Source organism: Mycobacterium sp. (assembly GCF_032159765.1).
Taxonomy (GTDB): Bacteria; Actinomycetota; Actinomycetes; order Mycobacteriales; family Mycobacteriaceae; genus Mycobacterium.
Genome location: NZ_JAVHWM010000094.1, coordinates 1 through 19,415, shown reverse-complemented (window position 1 = coordinate 19,415; position 19,415 = coordinate 1). Strand labels below are relative to the sequence as shown.

Below are 19,415 nucleotides of genomic sequence, written 5' to 3'. Positions count from 1 at the left end.
AGTGCGAGTGCGCGCCTACGTAACGTTAATCTCGGCGCAAAGGTAGGCGGCCTCGCGCCAGCTAGCGGCCTAGCGGTCGCAGCAGGATCGGCATGCCGTCCTTCGGCGCCGGAATGCTCTGGTAATCCCATTGCGCCTGGTAACCGGGCCGCGGCAATTCGAGGCGGTACTGGCGCAGCAGCCGATGCATGATGATCTTGATCTCGAGCTGCCCGAACACCATCCCGATGCACTTATGCGCGCCACCACCGAACGGGGTGAATGCATAGCGGTGCCGCTTGTGCTCGTTGCGGGGCTCGGCGAACCGGTCGGGATCGAACTTCAGCGGGTCGGTCCACAGCTCGGGCAGACGGTGGTTCATTCCCGGGTATGCGACCACCTGGGTGCCCTTGGGGAGGTAGTAGCCCAGCAAGTCGGTGTCGCGCACGGTCTGGCGCATCGCCCACTGCACCGGCGTCACCAACCGGATCGACTCGTTGATCACCAGGTCGAGCGACTCCAGCTTCTCCAGCGAATCAATGTCCAACGGCCCGTCGCCGAGGCGGTCGGATTCGTCGCGGCACCGCTGCTGCCATTCCGGGTTCGCGGCCAGGTTGTAGGCGATCGCGGTCGTCGTCGTGGTTGACGTGTCGTGCGCGGCCATCATCAGGAAGATCATGTGGTTGACGATGTCCTCGTCGGTGAACTTGTTGCCGTCCTCGTCCTCCGATTGGCACAGCACCGTCAGCAGGTCGTTGCCCGCTTGGCCACGCCGTTCCTGCACGCGCTCCGCGAAGTAGTCCTCCAACAACTTGCGCGCCTTGAGCCCGCGCCACCATTTGAACGGCGGCACGCTGGTGCGGATGACCGCGTTGCCTGCGCGCACTGTGATCGTGAACGCGTTGTTCACCTTGGTGACCAGCTCGCGGTCGGTGCCCGGCTCGTGTCCCATGAACACCATCGAGGCGATGTCGAGCGTCAACTCCTTCATCGCGGGATAGAGAAGGAAGCGCGAGTCGTTGACGACCCAGTCCTTGGCGGTGACTTGCGAGACGACCTTGTCCATCTGCTCGACGTAGCCCACCAGCCGGGTGCGGACGAACGCCTCCTGCATGATGCGTCGATGGAACATGTGCTCGTCGAAGTCGAGCAGCATCAGCCCGCGGTGGAAGAACGGCCCGATGACCGGCACCCAGCCTTGCTGCGAGTAGTCCTTATTGCGGTTCGAGTAGACGATCTGCGCGGCATCGGGTCCGAGGGCGGCGACGCCCGGCAGCACCGGCGAGTCCCCGAAGACGACAGGCCCTTGCGTGTTGTAGAGATGCAGCAAATAGTCGGGCCCGCCGCGCATCATCTCGATCAGGTGGCCGAGGACGGGCAGGCCGGCATCGCCGACGACGGGCTTGAGGTCGCTGCCCGGTGGCGGCTCGGCCAGCGTCTTCGGCGGGAACTTCGTGTTGAGCAGCCGGCGCTCGAACGCACCCATGCCGGGGAAGTTGTTGATCGACGGGGTGAACCGCCGCTTGGCCTGGTCGAGCAAGTACTCCGGCGTGCTGATGGTCGCCATTCAGGATGCTCCTGCACTGAGGGGACTGTGAACGGGGTCACTCGGAGTCCATCCTGACGCCAAAACTTGACGCGTGTCAAGTTTTGGTCTTGAGTCGATGTGATGAGGACGAATCCGTGACAGCTGAACCCGTCCGGCGCAGCCGCGGCGACCGGCAGCGCGAGGCGATCGTCGGCGCCGTCCGGGAGCTGTTGGAAGAAAAGTCGTTCGAGGAGCTGTCGGTCAGTGCGATCAGCGACAGGGCAGGCGTCGCCCGCTCCGGCTTCTACTTCTATTTCGAGTCGAAGTACGACGTGCTCGCGCTGATCTTCGACGAGGTGACTCACGAGCTCGAGGAACTCACGCACTACTTCGCGCCACGCGCGGCCGACGAGACCGCAGAGGCGTTCGCCAAGCGGATGGTCGGCAGCGCGGTAGCCGTCTACGCGCACAACGATCCCGTCGTGACGGCGTGCAACAACGCGCGCTACTCCGACGAGAAAATCCGCGAGATGCTCGACCGTCAGATGACCACGGTGATCGACAAGCTCGTGAAGATCTTCGAAGACGAGCGCGCCGCCGGCACTGCCAAGCCGCTCAGCGATGACATCCCCGCGTTGGTGCGCGCGCTTGGAGTCACCACGGCGCTGATGCTGTCGGGTGACGAGTCGTTCCTGGGACCGGACCGCGATCTGCAGCGCGGTGTACGCGTGCTCGAGCAGCTGTGGCACGCGGGGTTGTACGGACGGGCGATCGGCGACAGGTAGGGTTCCGCGCGTGGCGCAGACGTTCACGGGCAAACGTGTCTTCCTGACCGGAGCGGCCAGTGGGATCGGGCGCGCCACGGCACTGAAGCTCGCCGCGGACGGCGCGGAGCTGTTCCTGACGGACCGCGACGCCGATGGCCTGGCGACGACGGTCGCCGACGCAAAAGCGTTGGGCGCGAGGGTGCCCGCACATCGCGTGCTGGACATCGCCGACTACGACGCTGTCGCCCATTTCGCCGCGGACATTCATGCCCGGCATCCGAGCATGGACATCGTGATGAACATCGCCGGGGTGTCAGCGTGGGGGACCGTTGACCAGCTGACCCATGACCATTGGAAGTCGATGATCGACATCAACCTGATGGGTCCGATTCACGTGATCGAATCCTTTCTTCCGCCCATGGTCGCTGCCGGGCGCGGCGGGCATCTGGTCAACGTCTCGTCGGCCGCCGGTCTGGTGGCCCTGCCATGGCACGCGGCCTACAGCGCAAGCAAATACGGGTTGCGCGGCCTGTCGGAAGTGCTGCGGTTCGACCTCGCGCGGCACCGCATCGGCGTGTCGGTGGTGGTGCCCGGCGCGGTGAAAACGCCACTCGTGCAATCGGTTCAGATTGCCGGCGTGGACCGCGACGATCCGCGGGTGCAGCGGTGGACGAAGAGATTCGCCGGTCACGCGGTCACGCCCGAGCACGTCGCGAACAAGATACTTTCGGGGATAGGCAAGAACCACTTCCTGATCTACACGTCGCCGGACATCCGCGCCCTCTACACGTTCAAGCGGGTTGCCTGGTGGCCGTACAGCATTGCGATGCAGCGCGTCAACGTGTTCTTCACCAGGGCCCTGCGCCCGAACTCCCGACCGCGCTAACGCGTATTCACACCCAACGCGTCGCGCATCGTGAAGAACAGATCCGTCTGGTCGGTGAGCGCGACGACGTTCGCCGCGCGCGGGCCGTACGCGGCCACCGGTAGCTGTGCGCCCGTGTGTGTTTCGCTGAAGACGTCGGTATCGATCGACGTGCCGTAGCTGACCGTCATGTCGGCGCCGTCCTTGGTCGTGCGGACGCGGGTGAGGCCGGGATAACCTGATGAGTTGATCGCGTTGCGAATGACCTCGGACTGATCGCCATTGAGCCGGCGTGCCCCACCCATTTCCGTCAAATTTCCTGTGGCACTGCGGTTTAGCGAATCGCCGTTGGATTGCTTGGGCTTGTCGGCGGTGCATGCCGCTGTCATCAGAACACCCGCTGCGAGGAGAACTCCCACTCGTTGATACGTCTTCACCCCGCGATTCAATGCGGCGCAGGTGAACGCGGGGCAAACGCTCAGTCGGGCAGCGCCAGCTCCAGCCGCACGCCGAGCAGCCGGACCGGCCGATCCAGTTCGAAGAGGTCGAGGACCTGCAGCGTAGCGGGCAGTACCACCGACGCGTCGACGGTCGGCTCGTCCAGTTTGCGAATCTTGGTGCGGGTGAAGAACGCCGAGTTGCGCACGGTCACCGCCACACGTGTGACGATCCGTGACTCCGCGGTCACCTCCTCCAGCGTCCGGCGGGCCAAATCCGCTACAGCAGAAACGATGTCGGCGCGATCTGTCAGGTCACGTGGGAAGGTGATGACGTGGCTGCGCGATCGTGGAATCCACGGCTCCGCGGTGACCGTGGTGTCGCCACCGCCCTTGGCAAGCAGAAGCAACCACAGCCCTGTGGTCGGGCCGAAGGCGGTGGTGAGCGTGTCCGTGTCGGTCGCGGCAAGCTCTGCGACTGACGTAATCCCCATGCCCGCAAGCTTTTTGACGGTCTTAGGGCCGATGCCCCACAACGCGTCGGGTTCCCGCGCTGCCATCACCTCGGTCCAGTTGTCATCTGTGAGCGTGTAGATGCCATTGGGCTTGGCGAACCCCGTGGCCACCTTCGCGCGCTGCTTGTTGTCGCTGATGCCGACCGAGCACGACAGGTGGGCTTCGGCGGCGATCGTGGTGCGGATACGCTCGGCGAGCGCGACCGGGTCGTCGACGTCGGCGCCGAGGTACGCCTCGTCCCAACCCCATACTTCAACTGGAAAGCCCAGTCCCCGAAGCAGATTCATTACCACTGCGGACGCGGCGTCGTAGGCGTCGGCGTCCAGCGGGAGAAAGGTCGCATCGGGGCATTTCCGCGCCGCCGTGCGCAGGGCCATCCCTGCGCGAACGCCGAAGGCGCGGGCGGGGTACGACGCGCACGTGACGACCTTGCGCGGTTCGTTCGGGTCGCCGTTGCCGCCGACGATGATCGGGCGCCCCGTCAACTCTGGGTTGCGGAGCATCTCGACCGCCGCCTGGAACTGGTCGAGGTCGACGTGCAGTAGCCAGCGTGGGGACGTCACTGCGGCGCCTACTGCCGTCTGTTCTTCGCGCAAGCGCTCGTCACCGCCCGCACAGCTTGCGCGCCACGCTTTCCCACGCATCCCCGAGCGCGTCTGGTGGCACGCCGACGTGTTCGATCTGGTGCGCGATGTAGTCGGCGTCGAGCAACGCGAGCAGCGCCTCGGCCTGGGCGTCGAGGTCACCGGTGGTGCCGGCGGCCTCGAGCAGCACTCGGATGTGCATGTGGTTCAGCATGTGCGGTGCGTTGTAGCGCGCCTGCGGGTCGCGGGCGGCGTCCTGGAGCAGGTGGCGGTGGTCGCAGACAAATGCCAGCCGCGCCCGGCCGTAGGCGAGGAGCCGGTCCAGCGGGTCGGCGGCAGGGCCCAGCGGCGGCGGCCCGAAGAGAAATGCGCGTTGCAGCGCCTGCTCGTCCTCGTCGAGCAGCACGAGCATCAGCCCCGACCGGTTGCCGAATCGGCGGAAGAGCGTGCCCTTTCCGACCCCGGCTTCAGCGGCGATGTCGTCCATCGTCACCGCGTCAGGCCCGCGTTCGGCGATGAGCCGCCGCGCCGCGTCGAGCAGCAGCCCCCGGTTGCGCGCGGCGTCACCGCGCTCGGCAACGGCCTGGCCCGACACCGGAAGCGGGTCGTGCGCTGCGACCATGCCCGACTCTAACCCGCTGGTTCAGCGCCGTTCGCGCGACGTTCCTAGATCGAACACGGAGCCGTACGTCACGTCGAGGATGATGATTGCCACGTCGACCAACGCGAACGCGGCGAGCCCGATCTGCCACACCCGATAGCTGCTCCACGTAAGGGACAAGGAGCTCAATCGGACGGGCCATTTTTTCGGGACGGAAAAGCGGCCTATGGAGGCGGCCGCCCCGTCCCAGCCTCGACGAGCCATGGGAGGCAGCCCGAGTCGTTGCTCGAGCTGCTGCATTTTGAAGTTGTCGAGGTTTTCGAAATACCGGTGCTTGGCCATCGTCTGCATCGAGATGAGAGCGACAACGAGGCCGAGGAACGCGGCAACGACGCGCCGTAAATCGGAGGCCTGGGCTTCGAGGGCGATGGTCAGCAGGAAGGCTTGAGCGGTGAGCCCCAGAGAGGGGGTCTGCCAGACGAGATTGGCCTGCGTACCCGTGCGGAGGACGAGCATTTCGTAGGCAAAAAGCGAGTGCCGTTCGTCCGCCGACAGCGCCGGGTGGCTCCGTGGTTGTTCGATCTCGGGCGCTGCCGGGCGCCGCATTCGGCGGAAGAACACGTCGCTATCCTGTCGCTTCGACCGCGCTCAAGCTGGCATTTCGAGTGATGGAATTAATCGGACCACGGTCCGGTTAATGAGTTTCGACGACGTACTCGGATTTGCGAAAGGATGACCACATGTCTGACATCAAGGTGCTTGCGTTAGTCGGGAGCTTGCGTGCCGCATCGACCAACCGCCAGATTGCGGAGCTGGCCGCCGAGAATGCGCCAGGTGACGTGGCCGTGACTTTGTACGAGGGCCTGGGCGACGTTCCGTTCTACAACGAGGACATCGACGGTGCCGACGCGCCCGCTGCTGCGGTCAAGCTGCGCAACGCCGTTGCCGACGCGGACGCCGTCCTCGTCGTGACCCCTGAATACAACGGAAGCTATCCCGCGCTGGTGAAGAACGCGATCGACTGGCTGTCGCGGCCATACGGTGCGAGCGCGGTTTCGGGCAAGCCGGTCGCCGTGATCGGCGGCTCGCTGGGCCAGTACGGCGGCGTCTGGTCGCACGACGCGACCCGCAAGGGATTCGGCATCGCCGGGGCGAACGTGATCGAGGCGCTGACGATGTCGGTGCCCTTCGCCACACTGGACGGCAAGCACCCGCGCGAGAGCGCCGAACTGGTCGCCGACTTGAACGACGTGCTGACGAAGCTGGCAGCCGAGGTCGGCTAACCGCCACGTAGAAAAGTTTGCTGCGCCCGCCGCCTCGGCGGGCGCAGCTTCATGTGTCGGTGGGTGCTGGTAGACCGAATACATGGTGCCATCGCGACACGCCGAACTCGCCGCGACACGCCGTGACTGGGATCACACAAGGGCTTACTACCAGGGAATTTCATCAATGTGATTACGGATATGTTGTGTCTGCACCGTTTGTCGGCCACTAGGTGTAGTGTCCACAGCACCGTCAGGCCTGCAGGTTGCGAGACCGGTCGGGCTGAGAGTTCCGGTGCTGAAACGCCGGGGATCTCGGTCCTACCGTCCGGAATTTCTCGGGCCGCGGGGCTGCTGAACACTTCAGGCAGCGCAGCGTGTGTGTCCCCGTCAACTTTCGCTGAGGAGCCGGACCGAAGATGACCATCACCGTGTACACCAAGCCCGCGTGCGTGCAGTGCAACGCGACGTACAAGGCACTGGACAAGCAGGGCATCGCCTACCACAAGGTCGACATCAGCCTCGACAGCGATGCTCGCGACTACGTGATGGCGTTGGGCTACCTGCAGGCCCCGGTCGTCGTGGCAGGCGGTGATCACTGGTCGGGATTCCGGCCGGACCGGATCAAGGCTCTCGCCGCGCTGTCTGCATAACCGAACGCACAAACCGACCACGCAAGCTCGAGGAGGACTCAGATGAGCAATCTCGTCTACTTCTCCAGCGTGTCGGAGAACACGCATCGCTTCGTTCAGAAGCTCGGCCAGTCTTCGATCCGGATCCCTCTACACGGGCGGATCGAGGTCGACGAGCCTTACGTGCTAATCCTGCCCACCTACGGCGGTGGCCGGGCTACCCCGGACATCAATGACGGTGGCTATGTGCCCAAGCAGGTCATCGCCTTTCTGAACAACGAACACAACCGGTCGCTGATCCGTGGGGTCATCGCCGCCGGTAACAACAACTTCGGTGCCGAGTTCGCCTACGCGGGCAATGTGGTGTCCCGCAAGTGCGGCGTTCCGTACCTGTACCGCTTCGAACTTATGGGAACCCCGGACGACGTCGACGCCGTCCGCGCGGGTCTTGCCGATTTCTGGAAGGACCAGACGTGCCACCAACCATCACAGCTGCAGAGCCTGTAGTCACGTCCAGCGCAGCGCACCCGTCGGGGGAGACCGACTATCACGCGCTGAACGCGATGCTGAATCTCTACGACGCCGACGGCAAGATTCAGTTCGACAAGGACGTGCAGGCCGCGCACCAGTATTTCCGTGAGCACGTTAACCAGAACACGGTGTTCTTCCACGACGTCGACGAGAAGCTCGACTACCTGATCAAGGAGGACTACTACGAGCGCGAGGTTCTCGATCAGTACAGCCGCAACTTCGTCAAGACGCTGCTGGATCGGGCCTACGCCAAGAAGTTCCGGTTCCCGACGTTTCTGGGTGCGTTCAAGTACTACACCTCCTACACGCTGAAGACGTTCGACGGGAAGCGTTACCTGGAGCGGTTCGAGGACCGGGTCGTCATGGTGTCCTTGACGCTCGCGGCCGGCGATACGGCGCTGGCCGAGAAGCTCGTCGACGAGATCATCGACGGCCGGTTCCAGCCGGCCACCCCGACGTTCCTCAACTCGGGCAAAAAACAACGCGGCGAGCCAGTGAGTTGCTTTCTTTTGCGCGTCGAAGATTGCATGGAATCCATTGGGAGAGCGATCAATTCGTCATTGCAGTTGTCCAAGCGTGGCGGCGGAGTGGCGTTGCTGCTCACCAATATCCGTGAATACGGCGCGCCGATCAAGAACATCGAGAACCAGAGCTCCGGCGTGATTCCGATCATGAAGCTGCTGGAGGATTCGTTCTCCTACGCCAACCAGCTCGGTGCGCGTCAGGGTGCCGGCGCGGTGTACCTGCACGCGCACCACCCTGACATCTACCGGTTCCTCGACACCAAGCGCGAGAACGCCGACGAGAAGATCCGGATCAAGACGCTGAGCCTGGGTGTGGTGATCCCGGACATCACGTTCGAACTCGCCAAGAAGAACGACGACATGTACCTGTTCTCGCCGTATGACGTCGAGCGGGTATACGGGGTGCCGTTCGCCGACATCTCGGTGACGGAGAAGTACTACGAGATGGTCGACGACGCGCGGATCCGCAAGACGAAGATCAAGGCGCGCGAGTTCTTCCAGACGCTGGCCGAGCTGCAGTTCGAGTCCGGCTACCCGTACATCATGTACGAGGACACGGTGAACCGGTCGAACCCGATCGACGGCAAGATCACCCACTCGAATCTCTGCTCGGAGATCCTGCAGGTGTCCACGCCGTCGCTGTACAACGAAGATCTGTCGTATGCAAAAGTCGGCAAAGACATCTCGTGCAACCTCGGGTCGCTGAACATCGCAAAGGCGATGGACTCACCCGACTTCGCGCAGACCATCGAGGTCGCCATTCGGGGGTTGACAGCGGTGAGCGATCAGACGCACATCACGTCGGTGCCGTCGATCGAGCAGGGCAACAACGATTCCCACGCGATCGGGCTGGGTCAGATGAACCTGCACGGATACCTGGCCCGCGAGCGGGTCCACTACGGGTCCGAAGAGGGCATCGACTTCACCAACATCTACTTCTACACAGTGCTCTACCACGCGCTGCGGGCGTCGAATCGCATTGCGATCGAACGGGGCACGGCGTTCAAGGGCTTCGAGAAATCGAAGTACAAGTCAGGGGAGTTCTTCGACAAGTACACCGAGCAGGTGTGGGAACCGAAGACCGACAAGGTGCGTCAGCTGTTCGCCGATGCGGGGATTCGCATTCCGACGCAAGAGGATTGGCAGCGACTCAAGGAGTCAGTGCAGAAGGACGGTATCTACAACCAGAATCTGCAGGCCGTTCCGCCGACGGGCTCGATCAGCTACATCAACCATTCGACGAGCTCGATCCACCCGGTCGCGAGCAAGGTGGAGATCCGCAAGGAAGGCAAGATCGGGCGGGTGTACTACCCGGCGCCGTACATGACGAACGACAACCTCGAGTATTACGAGGACGCCTACGAGATCGGCTACGAGAAGATCATCGACACGTATGCGGCGGCCACCCAGCACGTCGACCAGGGGCTGAGCCTGACGTTGTTCTTCAAGGACACCGCCACCACGCGCGATGTGAACAAGGCCCAGATCTATGCCTGGCGCAAGGGAATCAAGACGCTGTACTACATCCGGCTGCGCCAGATGGCGCTGGAAGGCACCGAGGTCGAGGGCTGCGTGTCCTGCATGCTGTAGCGCGCCGACGACTGTGCGGCGTCTACGAACTGCTGATCAATGTCACGCAGCTGTTTGAGTAAGCCCGGCACGCCGGGCCTGCCTCATTGAGATGATCGATCACATGTCGTCTCCTGAATCGTCATCGGCCGGTTCTGCTCCTTCCGAGCTGAGGTACTCCGAGGATCGAGACGAGGACGATTACCGGTTCAGCGCGCGCACTGCCGCGGTGCCGCTGCCACCTCCCCCGAGGTGATGTGAACGTGGAGATCCGCCTCTACCCGACGCCGCACGCTTTCAGCGAGGTCGCGCGCTCGGTGTACCACAGGGATCCGGTCGCCTTCACCATGGAGCTGACCATGTTGCGCGCACCCACCTGGCCGCCGGACCGAATCCTGTTGTCGATCACAGACGATGACCACGTGCTCGGCGCGGCCGTGCAGTCAAGGGACAGCAGCCTGCTGGCGAGCGGGATACCCCCCGAATGGGCAGACAAGGTGGTGTCGGCGTTGACCGCCACCGACTGCGTGTTGTCGGGCGTTCGCGGAACACCCTCGGCCGCCGCAGCTTTCGCGCAGGCATGGTGCGATGCCACCGGCGCGCGCAGTGCGCTCGCGCACCAAGAAACGTTGTACCGCCTCGGCGAGCTGGTACCGCCAGTCGCTGTGCCGGGCCAATGCCGGCCCGCCGACGATGACGATGCCGGATTGCTCGTCGGCTGGCTCGACGCGTTTGCCGTCGAGGCCTTTGGGGCGCCGTCGGATCGTGAGGCTCAACGCCCCTTCCTGAGCTGGGTCGCCGCAGTGGGCGACTGCATCCTGCTCTGGACGGTTTGCGGCACACCAGTGAGCATCGCGCGGATTCATGCACCGGCGGTGGGCGTCTCGCGGATTGGTCCGGTCTACACGCCACACGACCATCGCGGTCACGGATACGCGGCTGCGGTCACGTCGGAGGCTGTTCTTCAGGCGCGCGTCCTCGGCGCACGCGATGTGGTGCTGTTCGCTGATGTCGCGAACCCCGTCTCCAACCGCGTGTATCGGCGAATCGGCTTCCGCCCGGTCGGCGAGACCGTGCACTACCGCCTCGAGCAGTAGGGCGCGACGAAAAAGCACGTGTTGGAATCGTCAACGGCGTAGCTTTACGGGACGTCAGGGCTACCTGATCAACGTCCGGCAGGAGCCTGAATGGCATACATGACGCTCGAGGAGCACCTCTTCGGTGACGGACCGAAGCGGATGCTTGCGTTGGACGGTGGGGGTATCCGCGGCGCGGTGACCCTCGAGTACCTGTTAAGGATCGAGCACATCCTTCGTGAGCGCTACGGAGGCGATCCGGATTTCCGGCTGTGCGACTATTTCGATCTCATCGGCGGCACCTCGACCGGGTCGGTCATCGCCACCGGTCTGGCGCTGGGCTACTCGGCTGAGGAGATCATCAACATCTACCGCGACCTTGCCGAGCGGGTATTCAAAGAGGGCTTTTTCCGGTTCGGTGTGATCGGCGCGAAATTCCCCAAAGAACCTCTCGTGGAGGTTCTTAGGACTTATATGGGGGACGCGACCCTGGGCAGCGACAGGCTGCGGACCGGTCTGATGGTCGTAGCCAAGCGTCTGGATACGGGAAGCCCGTGGCTGCTGCACAACAACCCGCACGGCAAGTACTTCGGCGACGAGGGAACCGACAGTGTGCCGAACCGAGATCTGTTGCTGCGTGACATCGTTCGTGCCAGCACCGCGGCGCCGCATTACTTCGAACCCGAGCTGATCCGGATATCGCCGACCGAAGTCGGCGCGTTTGTCGATGGCGGTGTCAGCCCGTACAACAACCCAGCGATGCAGGTGCTCATGCTTGGGACCTGCGCCGGGTACGGCCTCAACTGGTCATTCGGCGAGGACCGGCTGCTGTTGGTGTCGTTGGGCACCGGGTATCGCGTGAGGCGGGTCCCGGCCGAAGACGTCATCCGCATGCCCGCGGTTCGGCTGGCCGCCGAGTCCATGTTGTCGATCATGGAAGACGCGAACTGGCTGTCTCAGGCGGTGCTGCAATGGATGGCGCGCAGCCCCACGTCGTGGACCATCGACAGCGAGATCGGGGATCTGAAGGACGAGAACCTCGGCCCCGGGCCGGCATTCATCTCCTACCTTCGGTACGAGCTCGCGCTTGAGCCGAACTGGCTGCGGTCGAAGCTCGGGGTCGAGGTGTCCAAGAGAGAATGCGACCACCTGTATGCGATCGACGAACCCGAGAACGTGGCCACTCTAGGTCGGCTGGGTCGCCTTTCCGCCACCGCACAGATTGACGCCGAGCATTTCCCGGCGGCTTTCGATGTCCGGCCCCGGTAGGCAATCGGCGGCTAGTGGTAGGTGTGTTGTGGCCCTTGGGCTTTCTTGTACATGCGCCTGAGCATGAAATCCCGCACACGGCCGTTGTCGAGCACCTTGATACCGGCGTTGGCGATCGCTGGGACACCGGCCAGTTTGTGGAAGTAACGGCCGCGCCGGTACTCCCTGCCCCACGCGGCTTCCATCTTGAGCGCATAGTTGGTGAAGTCGTCCGGCCCGTTGTTCTGCAAGGCGGCAACCGCACACTCTCCCGCGGCTAGCCCGGACTCGAGAGCCTTGGAGATGCCCGCGCCGGACGCCGGCTTGCCTGCACCCAGCGAGTCACCGGTGAACAGCACCCCGGGACGCCACGGCGGCCACGCGGTGAAGCCCATGGGCAGCCGCCAGGCCCGCACACTTCTGTTTTTCTTCAGCTCTTCGATCGGCGGCAGCTCCCACTCGGCGGGCAGCGTCCGCAGGAACTCGCCCAGGAACTGCGTGGCGTTGATCGACTGCCAGTTCTTGTAGCTGTTGACGTAGCCGAGGCCGATGTTGAAGACGCCGGAACCCATCGGGAATACCCAGCCGTAGCCGGGCAATTGGTCGCCCTCGAACGCCAACTTCAGGTAGATGTCAAGGCTGTCGGAATCCTCGCGGTTGGCGTGCATCTCGGAGCGGATCGCGATCGCCGAGTAGCCGTTGTACTCCGAGTCGATTTTCAGCGCGCGTTTGATCGGGGAGTACGCGCCGTCGGCGGCGATGACGGCGTCGCCGTACACCTTCTCCCCGCTCTTCAGCGTCACACCGATCACCCGGCCGTTGGCGTCGAGCTCGGGTCCGGTGACCTCGGCCGACTGCCGCACCTCCGCCCCTGCGGACTCGGCGTGCTTGAGCAGCAATGTGTCGAGCTCAGTGCGGCTCACGGTGTGACCGTGGTCAGGCATCCCCGGGCGCTTGGGGAACGACAGCTCCCACTGGCTCGGGCTGAACACCGTGACGCGATTGATTCGATGGAACTTCGAGACCTCTTCGGCCAGCCCGATCTTCTGCAGGTAGCTCACGGCGCGAGCGGTCAGCCCGTCGCCGCAGGGCTTGTCGCGTGGGAACTCGGCCTTGTCCAAGACCACGACGTTTGCTCCGGCCTGGCGCGCTTGCCACGCGGCGGCCGACCCCGACGGGCCGCCACCGGCGATGACCACGTCGTATTTCTGTGTCATTTGTCTCGTCTCGCTAAGTGGATCCGATCCCGAATAGTACCTACGACCGGTGGATACAGCGCGGCCGGCAACCGTCATCGCGCGCTTCTGAGCAGGTCAGCGATAGTGGTATGAGTAGAGTGATGCCCGTGCGAAGGCCAGCGATTTCGAGATCCGGCGCCAGCGCGGGCAGAAAACCAGACGCCCGCAGCGAACGCTGGCGCGAACATCGCAAGAAGGTCCGCGCGCAGATCGTCGACGCGGCATTTCGCGCCATCGACAAGCAGGGTCCCGTGGTGTCGATCAGGGAGATCGCCGAAGAGGCCGGCACCGCCAAGCCCAAGATCTACCGGCACTTCACCGACAAATCCGACCTCTTCCAAGCCATCGGGGATCGGCTGGTCGACATGCTGTTTGCGGCCATCTTCCCGTCGATCAATCTCTCGACCGATTCGACGCGCGAGATCATCCGCAGCAGTGTCGAGCACTACGTCGACCTGGTCGATCAACATCCCAACGTGCTGCGGTTTCTGCTGCAGGGCCGGTTCGTCGAGCAGACCGAGTCGACGATGCGCACCCTCAACAAGGGCCGCGAGGTCACGCTCGCGATGGCGGACCTGTTCAATAACGAGCTTCGCGAAATGCAGCTCGACCCGGCAGCTCTCGAGCTCGCTGCCTACACGACGTTCGGTTCTGCCGCCGCAGCCACCGATTGGTGGCTGGGCTCGAATCCGGACAAACCGCGCCGCATGCCGCGCGACAAGTTCCTCGACTACTTGGCGACGATCATGCTGGGCGCGATCAACGGCACGGCCGAGCTGCTGGGCGTCGACGTCGACCCTGACCGGCCGATTCACGAAGCCGTGCCGCGGGCCGACCACTCCGTCGCCTGACTCCCGCCGGTTAGACTGGACCGAATACCCGGTACCGGCGTTCCCAGGAAGGACGACCATGACTGTTGCCCAGCCGAACGTCGAACATCGGCCCGCAGCTCCGGTGCACACCCAGGCGTTGGTCATCGGAACGGGGTTCTCGGGCCTGGGCATGGGCATCGAACTGCAGCAGCGCGGCATCGAGTTCTTGATCCTCGAGAAAGCCGACGACATCGGCGGCACCTGGCGCGACAACACGTATCCGGGGTGCGCCTGTGACATTCCGTCACACTTGTACTCGTTCTCCTTTGAGCCCAAGGCCGACTGGAAGAACCTGTTCTCGTATCAGCCTGAGATTCAGGACTACCTGCAGGGCATTACCGACAAGTACGGCCTGCGGCGCTACATCGTCTTCAATTCGCTTGTGGACAGGGCACATTGGGACGACGCCGAGTGCAGGTGGCACGTTTTCACCTCCGACGGCCGCGAGTTCGTCGCGCAGTTCCTCATCTCGTGCGCAGGCGCGTTGCACCTTCCGTCGATTCCTGATTTCGACGGCCGCGACCAATTCGCCGGACCCGCTTTCCATTCCGCGCAGTGGGACCACAGCGTCGACCTGACGGGCAAGCGCGTAGCGGTGATCGGCACCGGGGCCAGTGCGATCCAGCTCGTCCCGGAGATCGTCGACCAAGTCGCCGAATTGCAGCTCTACCAACGCACGCCGCCGTGGGTCGTGCCGCGCACCAACGAAGAACTGCCGCCTCGACTGCGACGCGCGCTCGGCTACGTGCCGGGGCTGCGGCTGGCCTTGCGGGGTGGCATCTACGGGTTGCAAGAGGCGTTGGCCGTGGGCATGACGGCACACCCGTGGATCCTGAAAGTCGGCGAGCTGCTGGGCAAATGGAACATCCGGCGCAGTGTCACGGACCGCGAACTGCGACGCAAGCTGACTCCGCGGTACACGATCGGCTGCAAGAGGATCTTGAACTCCAGCACCTATTACGCCGCGGTGGCCAACCCGAAAACGAAGTTGATCACCGACGGCATCACCAGGCTGACGACTGACGGGATCGTGACGGCCGACGGCGTCGAGCACAAGGCGGATGTGGTCGTCTACGCCACCGGGTTTCACGTCTCCGACTCGTACAAGTACGTCGACGTCAAGGGGCTGGCGGGGGAGGATCTGGGGGACCGCTGGAACCGCGAGGGGCCGATCGCGCACCGGGGCACCACGGTCGCCGACATGCCGAACGTGTTCTTCCTGCTCGGCCCGAACACCGGGCTGGGCCACAACTCGATGGTGTACATGATCGAATCGCAGATCCACTACGTCGGCGAGGCGGTCTCGGCCGTCGACTCCTCACACTTTGAGGCGCTCGCGCCGACGCGGGCCGCGCAGGACGCGTACAACGCCGGGCTCCAGGAACGCCTCGGCCACTCCGTGTGGAACACCGGAGGCTGCAGCAGCTGGTACCTCGACGAGCACGGCAAGAACCGCGTGCTCTGGGGCGGCTACACCTGGCAGTACCGCCTTGCGACCCGCAGGCTCGAATTCGGTGAGTACCGGTTCTGGGGCGGCAAGCGCGTCGCCTCGTCATAGCGCGCCGATATCTGCACCAGGGTCGTACATTCGGCGGAACTACGACCCTCCTGCAGATTTCGAGGAACGGGCGCGACACGAAAAAGCTAGATCTTGCGGTCCCGGAGGATGTCGAACCCCAGGGGTAGTGTCGCGGACGTGGGCGACATCAAACTCATCGACCGGGTCTCTGCAATCAACTGGAACAGGCTGCAGGACGAGAAGGACGCCGAAGTCTGGGACCGGCTGACCGGTAACTTCTGGTTGCCGGAGAAGGTGCCGGTGTCCAACGACATCCCGTCATGGGGCACGCTCACGGCGAACGAAAAGCAAATGACCATGCGGGTTTTCACCGGCCTGACGCTGCTGGACACCATCCAGGGCACGGTGGGTGCGGTCAGCCTGATCCCCGATGCGCTGACCCCCCACGAGGAGGCGGTGTACACCAACATCGCATTCATGGAGTCGGTGCACGCCCGCAGCTACAGCAACATCTTCTCGACGCTGTGCTCCACCGCCGAGATCGACGACGCGTTCCGCTGGTCGGAGGAAAACCCGAACCTCCAGCGCAAGGCCGAGATCGTCATGCACTACTACAAGGGCGATGAGCCGCTGAAGCGCAAGGTGGCCTCCACGCTGTTGGAGAGCTTTCTCTTCTACTCCGGGTTCTATCTGCCGATGTACTGGTCCAGCCGGGCCAAGCTCACCAACACCGCGGACATGATCCGGTTGATCATCCGCGACGAGGCCGTGCACGGCTACTACATCGGCTACAAGTATCAGCGCGGGCTGGCGATGCACGATGCCGCCAAACAGGAGGCGCTCAAGGACTACACGTACGAGCTGTTGTACGAGCTCTACGACAACGAGGTCGAGTACACCCAGGATCTCTACGACGAGGTGGGGCTCACCGAGGATGTGAAGAAGTTCCTGCGCTACAACGCGAACAAGGCGCTGATGAACCTCGGATATGAGGCGCTGTTCCCGCGCGACGAGACGGACGTCAACCCGGCGATCCTGTCGGCGTTGAGCCCCAACGCCGACGAGAACCACGACTTCTTCTCGGGGTCGGGCTCGTCGTATGTGATCGGCAAGGCCGTCATCACCGAAGACGAGGACTGGGAGTTCTAAGCGTGCAGGTCACGAGCTATCACGACACCAGCGGATGCAATCTCGGTCACGGGGTCAGCAGCCCGAAGGTGGGTCGTCTTGCCGCTTCGTGCCCACATTTTGCCCACATTTTCTCGTAATCGGAGCAGTACATGAGCAGCGTCATCCGTTTTTACGGTCATCACGCCCGTCAGTAAGCGTGGTGAGGTCTCCGTGCGATGGGACGTCGGCGGACCGAGCAGCAAGCCCCAGCGCCGCGCAATCACCGAGCTGGTCGCACTCACCGGTGATGCGTTGGTGGCCGACAGGAAAGTAATCGCCAGCCGGTTGGCCAGGTTCGGCGCTCCCCCGCCCATCAAAAAACCGCCTCGCGCCCGTGAGGTGCGCGGAGGACTACCCGGTCAGGGCAAGCACGGTTGATGACCACCTCGCCGCGCTGTTTGGCTCCGCTGGGCAGACGTTCGCGCATCTTTCGATTTCGAGATCGTCTCGCGGGGCTCGGCCCTTCGCGCGTCGTCGCCACGTCATGGGAGTAGCGCCGGGCGAAGCGGTCCCCGGTGCGGTCGGGTGCTATGTGTTCGCGGTCTCCGAGGAGACCACCCTGGCAGGCGACATTCAACTCGATGCAGCTCTCCTGAGCTTGAGGGGGATTGGCCGCTCCCGTGGGTGCGGCCAGGGCCGCCGGTGCAGCGGTGTGAGGTACTTCAATCTGATTTGCATTCTTTCGCTTTCTCGATGGCCCTAATGTGGACTGATTCCAGAATGCGTCAGCAAACTCCGGTTGTTACCGCTGACACCCGTTCATGCTCTCCCGCCAACTGGAATCCGTTGCCCCCTGTCAGCAGGCAGCGGAGTCACCGGCGGTCACGTGCAGCCCTCTGAGCTGGACATTTGTTGCTTATCCCAAGTCTGTTTGGCTATCGCGAACCGACTGCACACGCAGTACCCTCACTCTGCTCAGGCCGTTATCAGCTGCTCAACAGACGAATCATAGGCCGCATAGCTAACTTCGGTTGAGTCGGGAGATATCCAGCGATAGACACAGGACAGGTGTTGCACGATGAACTTGACGATGAAGCAACTGGTGGCGGGGGCAATCATCACCGCCGCACTTGGCGTAACCGCCACCGGTATGGCTGCGGGCGCGGCAAGCGCCGCACCAGCAGCGCCACCGGCCATTTCCGGTCAAGCGGGTCACGGCGGGCCCCCGCCGCAGGTCGGTCGTGGTGGACCGGGTGGGCCTGCGCCACAGGACCAGCAACGCGGACCCGGTGGACCGCCGCCGCAGGACCAGCAACGCGGACCCGGTGGACCGCCAGCCGACAACCACGGGCCTAACGACCACGGTGGCCAGCCTCCGGGGCAGGGCGGAGGAGACTTCCGGGGACAATGGCATGGTGCCCCGTGGGGCGAGGGAGCCCCGCCGTGGGGCTGGGGTGCCCCGCCTCCGCCGGCATGGGGTGGACCACTCCCGCCTGCGTGGGGGCCGCCGCCACCGCCATTCGACTACTGGGGATACACGGTGACGCCGGTCTGGGATCCCGGCTTCAACCAGTGGGGCTTCTGGCTCTTCGGGGTCTGGATCCCGCTGTAACGGCCAACCACCGCACGGTCTCCTCGGTCATGTTCACCCGGTTCTCAGCAGGACGGTAATCACTTAGTCGGCGTGATACCGAGCGGGTTTGACCGTCGAGGATTCACCCGCAATATTCGGAAAGCGTTGGCGTGTAAGCTATTCCGCTCCGTTTTACAGGCGAAGTGGATGTATTCCGAACGTACGCTATTCGCTCTCAGCGAGTCTGCGCTGTCTCAGCGCGCGGCGACAGGCCCTGTCTCAGATTCGTGGCGAATGTTCGGAGAGGCTGGCCCGGGCCAGGATCCGGTAGGGCGTCGACCCGTCGTCCTGCCAATCATCGGCACGTGCTCCGACAGGGATCGGCACATCAAGCGACGTGGTGGTGATGCGGGCACCTCAGTCCGGTAGGTCTGGCGTACCTCATCCAGCAGCAGGGCCGCTTGAGCGCAGACAGCCGCGAGGGCGTGCAACGTCTCGGCGTCCTGGGCGTACACATCGCAGAAACCGGCGTCGTTGTCCAGGCCGTTGATGCTGACCATCTCGACGTCGGGGCTGCCGTCGCTGGCGTCCCAGTAGGAGAAGCGCACCACTTCCGCGGTGATACCTCCGCAGGACAATTCGGCGTAGGTGTCGTGCTTGTCGATTCTCAATCCGGTTGTCATATCACGGCTCGCTGACATGGAACGACAACAGGTGTCTCACTTCGTTTCATCTGGGGCCACCCGGTCATCATTTCCACTGGTGCGACGAGCGTGGCGAGTGCGATCCTTCTTGCTGCGGCGGTGTTCATGACATTCCTTGACCTCCCGTGGAGGCGCCCGATCGAGCAGTTGGACGCGCTGGGTGGCGAACAACAGCGCTACCGGGTCGAACCGTGACGCTCAGGGCCATGCCGAGCAACGCCAGCGCGGCAACCGCTGCCAGGGCAACGTGGACGGGGAATGCGGACAGTCCGCCGATCAA

Annotated in this window: 19 protein-coding genes and 1 pseudogene; 13 read left to right on the top strand and 7 right to left on the bottom strand. The window is 63.8% G+C overall.

Annotation, left to right across the window (positions count from 1 at the left end; all coding sequences use genetic code 11):
• Nucleotides 1-61: 61 nt before the first annotated feature.
• Nucleotides 62-1,546 carry a cytochrome P450 gene (locus QOH60_RS10410; protein WP_526419854.1) on the bottom strand — a complete coding sequence of 495 codons (1,485 nt, stop codon included), beginning with the start codon at nt 1,544-1,546 and terminating at the stop codon, nt 62-64.
• 116 nt (nt 1,547-1,662) lie between these two features.
• Here QOH60_RS10410 and QOH60_RS10405 point away from each other — a divergent pair, with 116 nt between their 5' ends.
• Together QOH60_RS10405 and QOH60_RS10400 are read left to right on the top strand one after the other, a co-directional pair.
• Nucleotides 1,663-2,292 carry a TetR/AcrR family transcriptional regulator gene (locus tag QOH60_RS10405; protein ID WP_526419852.1) on the top strand — a complete coding sequence of 210 codons (630 nt, stop codon included), beginning with the start codon at nt 1,663-1,665 and terminating at the stop codon, nt 2,290-2,292.
• 10 nt (nt 2,293-2,302) lie between these two features.
• Complete coding sequence (locus QOH60_RS10400; RefSeq protein WP_526419850.1) at nt 2,303-3,160, top strand: SDR family oxidoreductase; 858 nt, start codon at nt 2,303-2,305, stop codon at nt 3,158-3,160.
• Here the strand turns inward: QOH60_RS10400 and QOH60_RS10395 are convergent.
• The 4 genes and pseudogenes from QOH60_RS10395 to QOH60_RS10380 all read right to left on the bottom strand — a co-directional run.
• Nucleotides 3,157-3,375: pseudogene (locus QOH60_RS10395) on the bottom strand (alkaline phosphatase); the annotation flags it as partial. The gene QOH60_RS10400 and the pseudogene QOH60_RS10395 overlap by 4 nt on opposite strands.
• A gap of 242 nt (nt 3,376-3,617) precedes the next feature.
• Nucleotides 3,618-4,655, bottom strand: a complete 1,038-nt coding sequence (locus tag QOH60_RS10390; protein ID WP_526419847.1) for a DNA polymerase IV — start codon at nt 4,653-4,655, stop codon at nt 3,618-3,620.
• A 40-nt stretch (nt 4,656-4,695) separates the two neighbouring features.
• A complete protein-coding gene (locus QOH60_RS10385; RefSeq protein WP_526419845.1) occupies nt 4,696-5,298 on the bottom strand; it encodes a TetR/AcrR family transcriptional regulator in 603 nt (200 codons plus the stop codon).
• A 21-nt stretch (nt 5,299-5,319) separates the two neighbouring features.
• Nucleotides 5,320-5,898 carry a hypothetical protein gene (locus QOH60_RS10380; RefSeq protein WP_526419843.1) on the bottom strand — a complete coding sequence of 193 codons (579 nt, stop codon included), beginning with the start codon at nt 5,896-5,898 and terminating at the stop codon, nt 5,320-5,322.
• Between the two features lie 119 nt (nt 5,899-6,017).
• Between QOH60_RS10380 and QOH60_RS10375 the strand changes: the two genes are divergently transcribed.
• The 6 genes from QOH60_RS10375 (at nt 6,018) to QOH60_RS10350 (ending at nt 12,140) form a co-directional block, all read left to right on the top strand.
• Nucleotides 6,018-6,560 (top strand): NADPH-dependent FMN reductase, encoded by a 543-nt coding sequence (locus QOH60_RS10375; protein ID WP_526419841.1) that lies wholly within the window; start codon nt 6,018-6,020, stop codon nt 6,558-6,560.
• Nucleotides 6,561-6,958: 398 nt separating this feature from the next.
• Entirely contained in the window at nt 6,959-7,192 is a 234-nt protein-coding gene (locus QOH60_RS10370; protein ID WP_526419839.1) for a redoxin NrdH, read from the top strand.
• Nucleotides 7,193-7,234: 42 nt separating this feature from the next.
• Nucleotides 7,235-7,678, top strand: a complete 444-nt coding sequence (gene nrdI / locus QOH60_RS10365; protein ID WP_526419837.1) for a class Ib ribonucleoside-diphosphate reductase assembly flavoprotein NrdI — start codon at nt 7,235-7,237, stop codon at nt 7,676-7,678.
• Nucleotides 7,645-9,816, top strand: coding sequence for a class 1b ribonucleoside-diphosphate reductase subunit alpha (gene nrdE / locus QOH60_RS10360; RefSeq protein WP_526419835.1), 2,172 nt, complete (start codon nt 7,645-7,647; stop codon nt 9,814-9,816). The genes nrdI and nrdE overlap by 34 nt, the downstream gene beginning before the upstream one ends.
• Before the next feature lie 242 nt (nt 9,817-10,058).
• Nucleotides 10,059-10,892, top strand: coding sequence for a GNAT family N-acetyltransferase (locus QOH60_RS10355; RefSeq protein WP_526419833.1), 834 nt, complete (start codon nt 10,059-10,061; stop codon nt 10,890-10,892).
• Nucleotides 10,893-10,982: 90 nt separating this feature from the next.
• On the top strand, nt 10,983-12,140 hold the full coding sequence (locus QOH60_RS10350) for a patatin-like phospholipase family protein (RefSeq protein ID WP_526419831.1): 1,158 nt from the start codon (nt 10,983-10,985) through the stop codon (nt 12,138-12,140).
• A gap of 11 nt (nt 12,141-12,151) precedes the next feature.
• Here the strand turns inward: QOH60_RS10350 and QOH60_RS10345 are convergent, their stop codons facing one another.
• The gene (locus QOH60_RS10345) at nt 12,152-13,336 is read right to left on the bottom strand and encodes an NAD(P)/FAD-dependent oxidoreductase (protein WP_526419829.1); all 1,185 of its coding nucleotides are present in this window, start codon (nt 13,334-13,336) and stop codon (nt 12,152-12,154) included.
• A gap of 128 nt (nt 13,337-13,464) precedes the next feature.
• Between QOH60_RS10345 and QOH60_RS10340 the strand changes: the two genes are divergently transcribed.
• The 5 genes from QOH60_RS10340 (at nt 13,465) to QOH60_RS10320 (ending at nt 18,470) form a co-directional block, all read left to right on the top strand.
• On the top strand, nt 13,465-14,208 hold the full coding sequence (locus QOH60_RS10340) for a TetR/AcrR family transcriptional regulator (protein WP_526419827.1): 744 nt from the start codon (nt 13,465-13,467) through the stop codon (nt 14,206-14,208).
• A gap of 58 nt (nt 14,209-14,266) precedes the next feature.
• Nucleotides 14,267-15,787 (top strand): flavin-containing monooxygenase, encoded by a 1,521-nt coding sequence (locus QOH60_RS10335; protein ID WP_526419825.1) that lies wholly within the window; start codon nt 14,267-14,269, stop codon nt 15,785-15,787.
• Nucleotides 15,788-15,925: 138 nt separating this feature from the next.
• Entirely contained in the window at nt 15,926-16,897 is a 972-nt protein-coding gene (gene nrdF / locus QOH60_RS10330) for a class 1b ribonucleoside-diphosphate reductase subunit beta (protein WP_526419823.1), read from the top strand.
• Between the two features lie 192 nt (nt 16,898-17,089).
• Entirely contained in the window at nt 17,090-17,296 is a 207-nt protein-coding gene (locus QOH60_RS10325) for a hypothetical protein (protein WP_526419821.1), read from the top strand.
• A 646-nt stretch (nt 17,297-17,942) separates the two neighbouring features.
• A complete protein-coding gene (locus tag QOH60_RS10320) occupies nt 17,943-18,470 on the top strand; it encodes a chitin-binding protein (RefSeq protein WP_526419901.1) in 528 nt (175 codons plus the stop codon).
• Between the two features lie 215 nt (nt 18,471-18,685).
• On the opposite strand, the gene QOH60_RS10315 is transcribed toward QOH60_RS10320, so the two are convergent.
• On the bottom strand, nt 18,686-19,114 hold the full coding sequence (locus QOH60_RS10315) for a hypothetical protein (protein WP_526419819.1): 429 nt from the start codon (nt 19,112-19,114) through the stop codon (nt 18,686-18,688).
• Nucleotides 19,115-19,415: the final 301 nt, after the last annotated feature.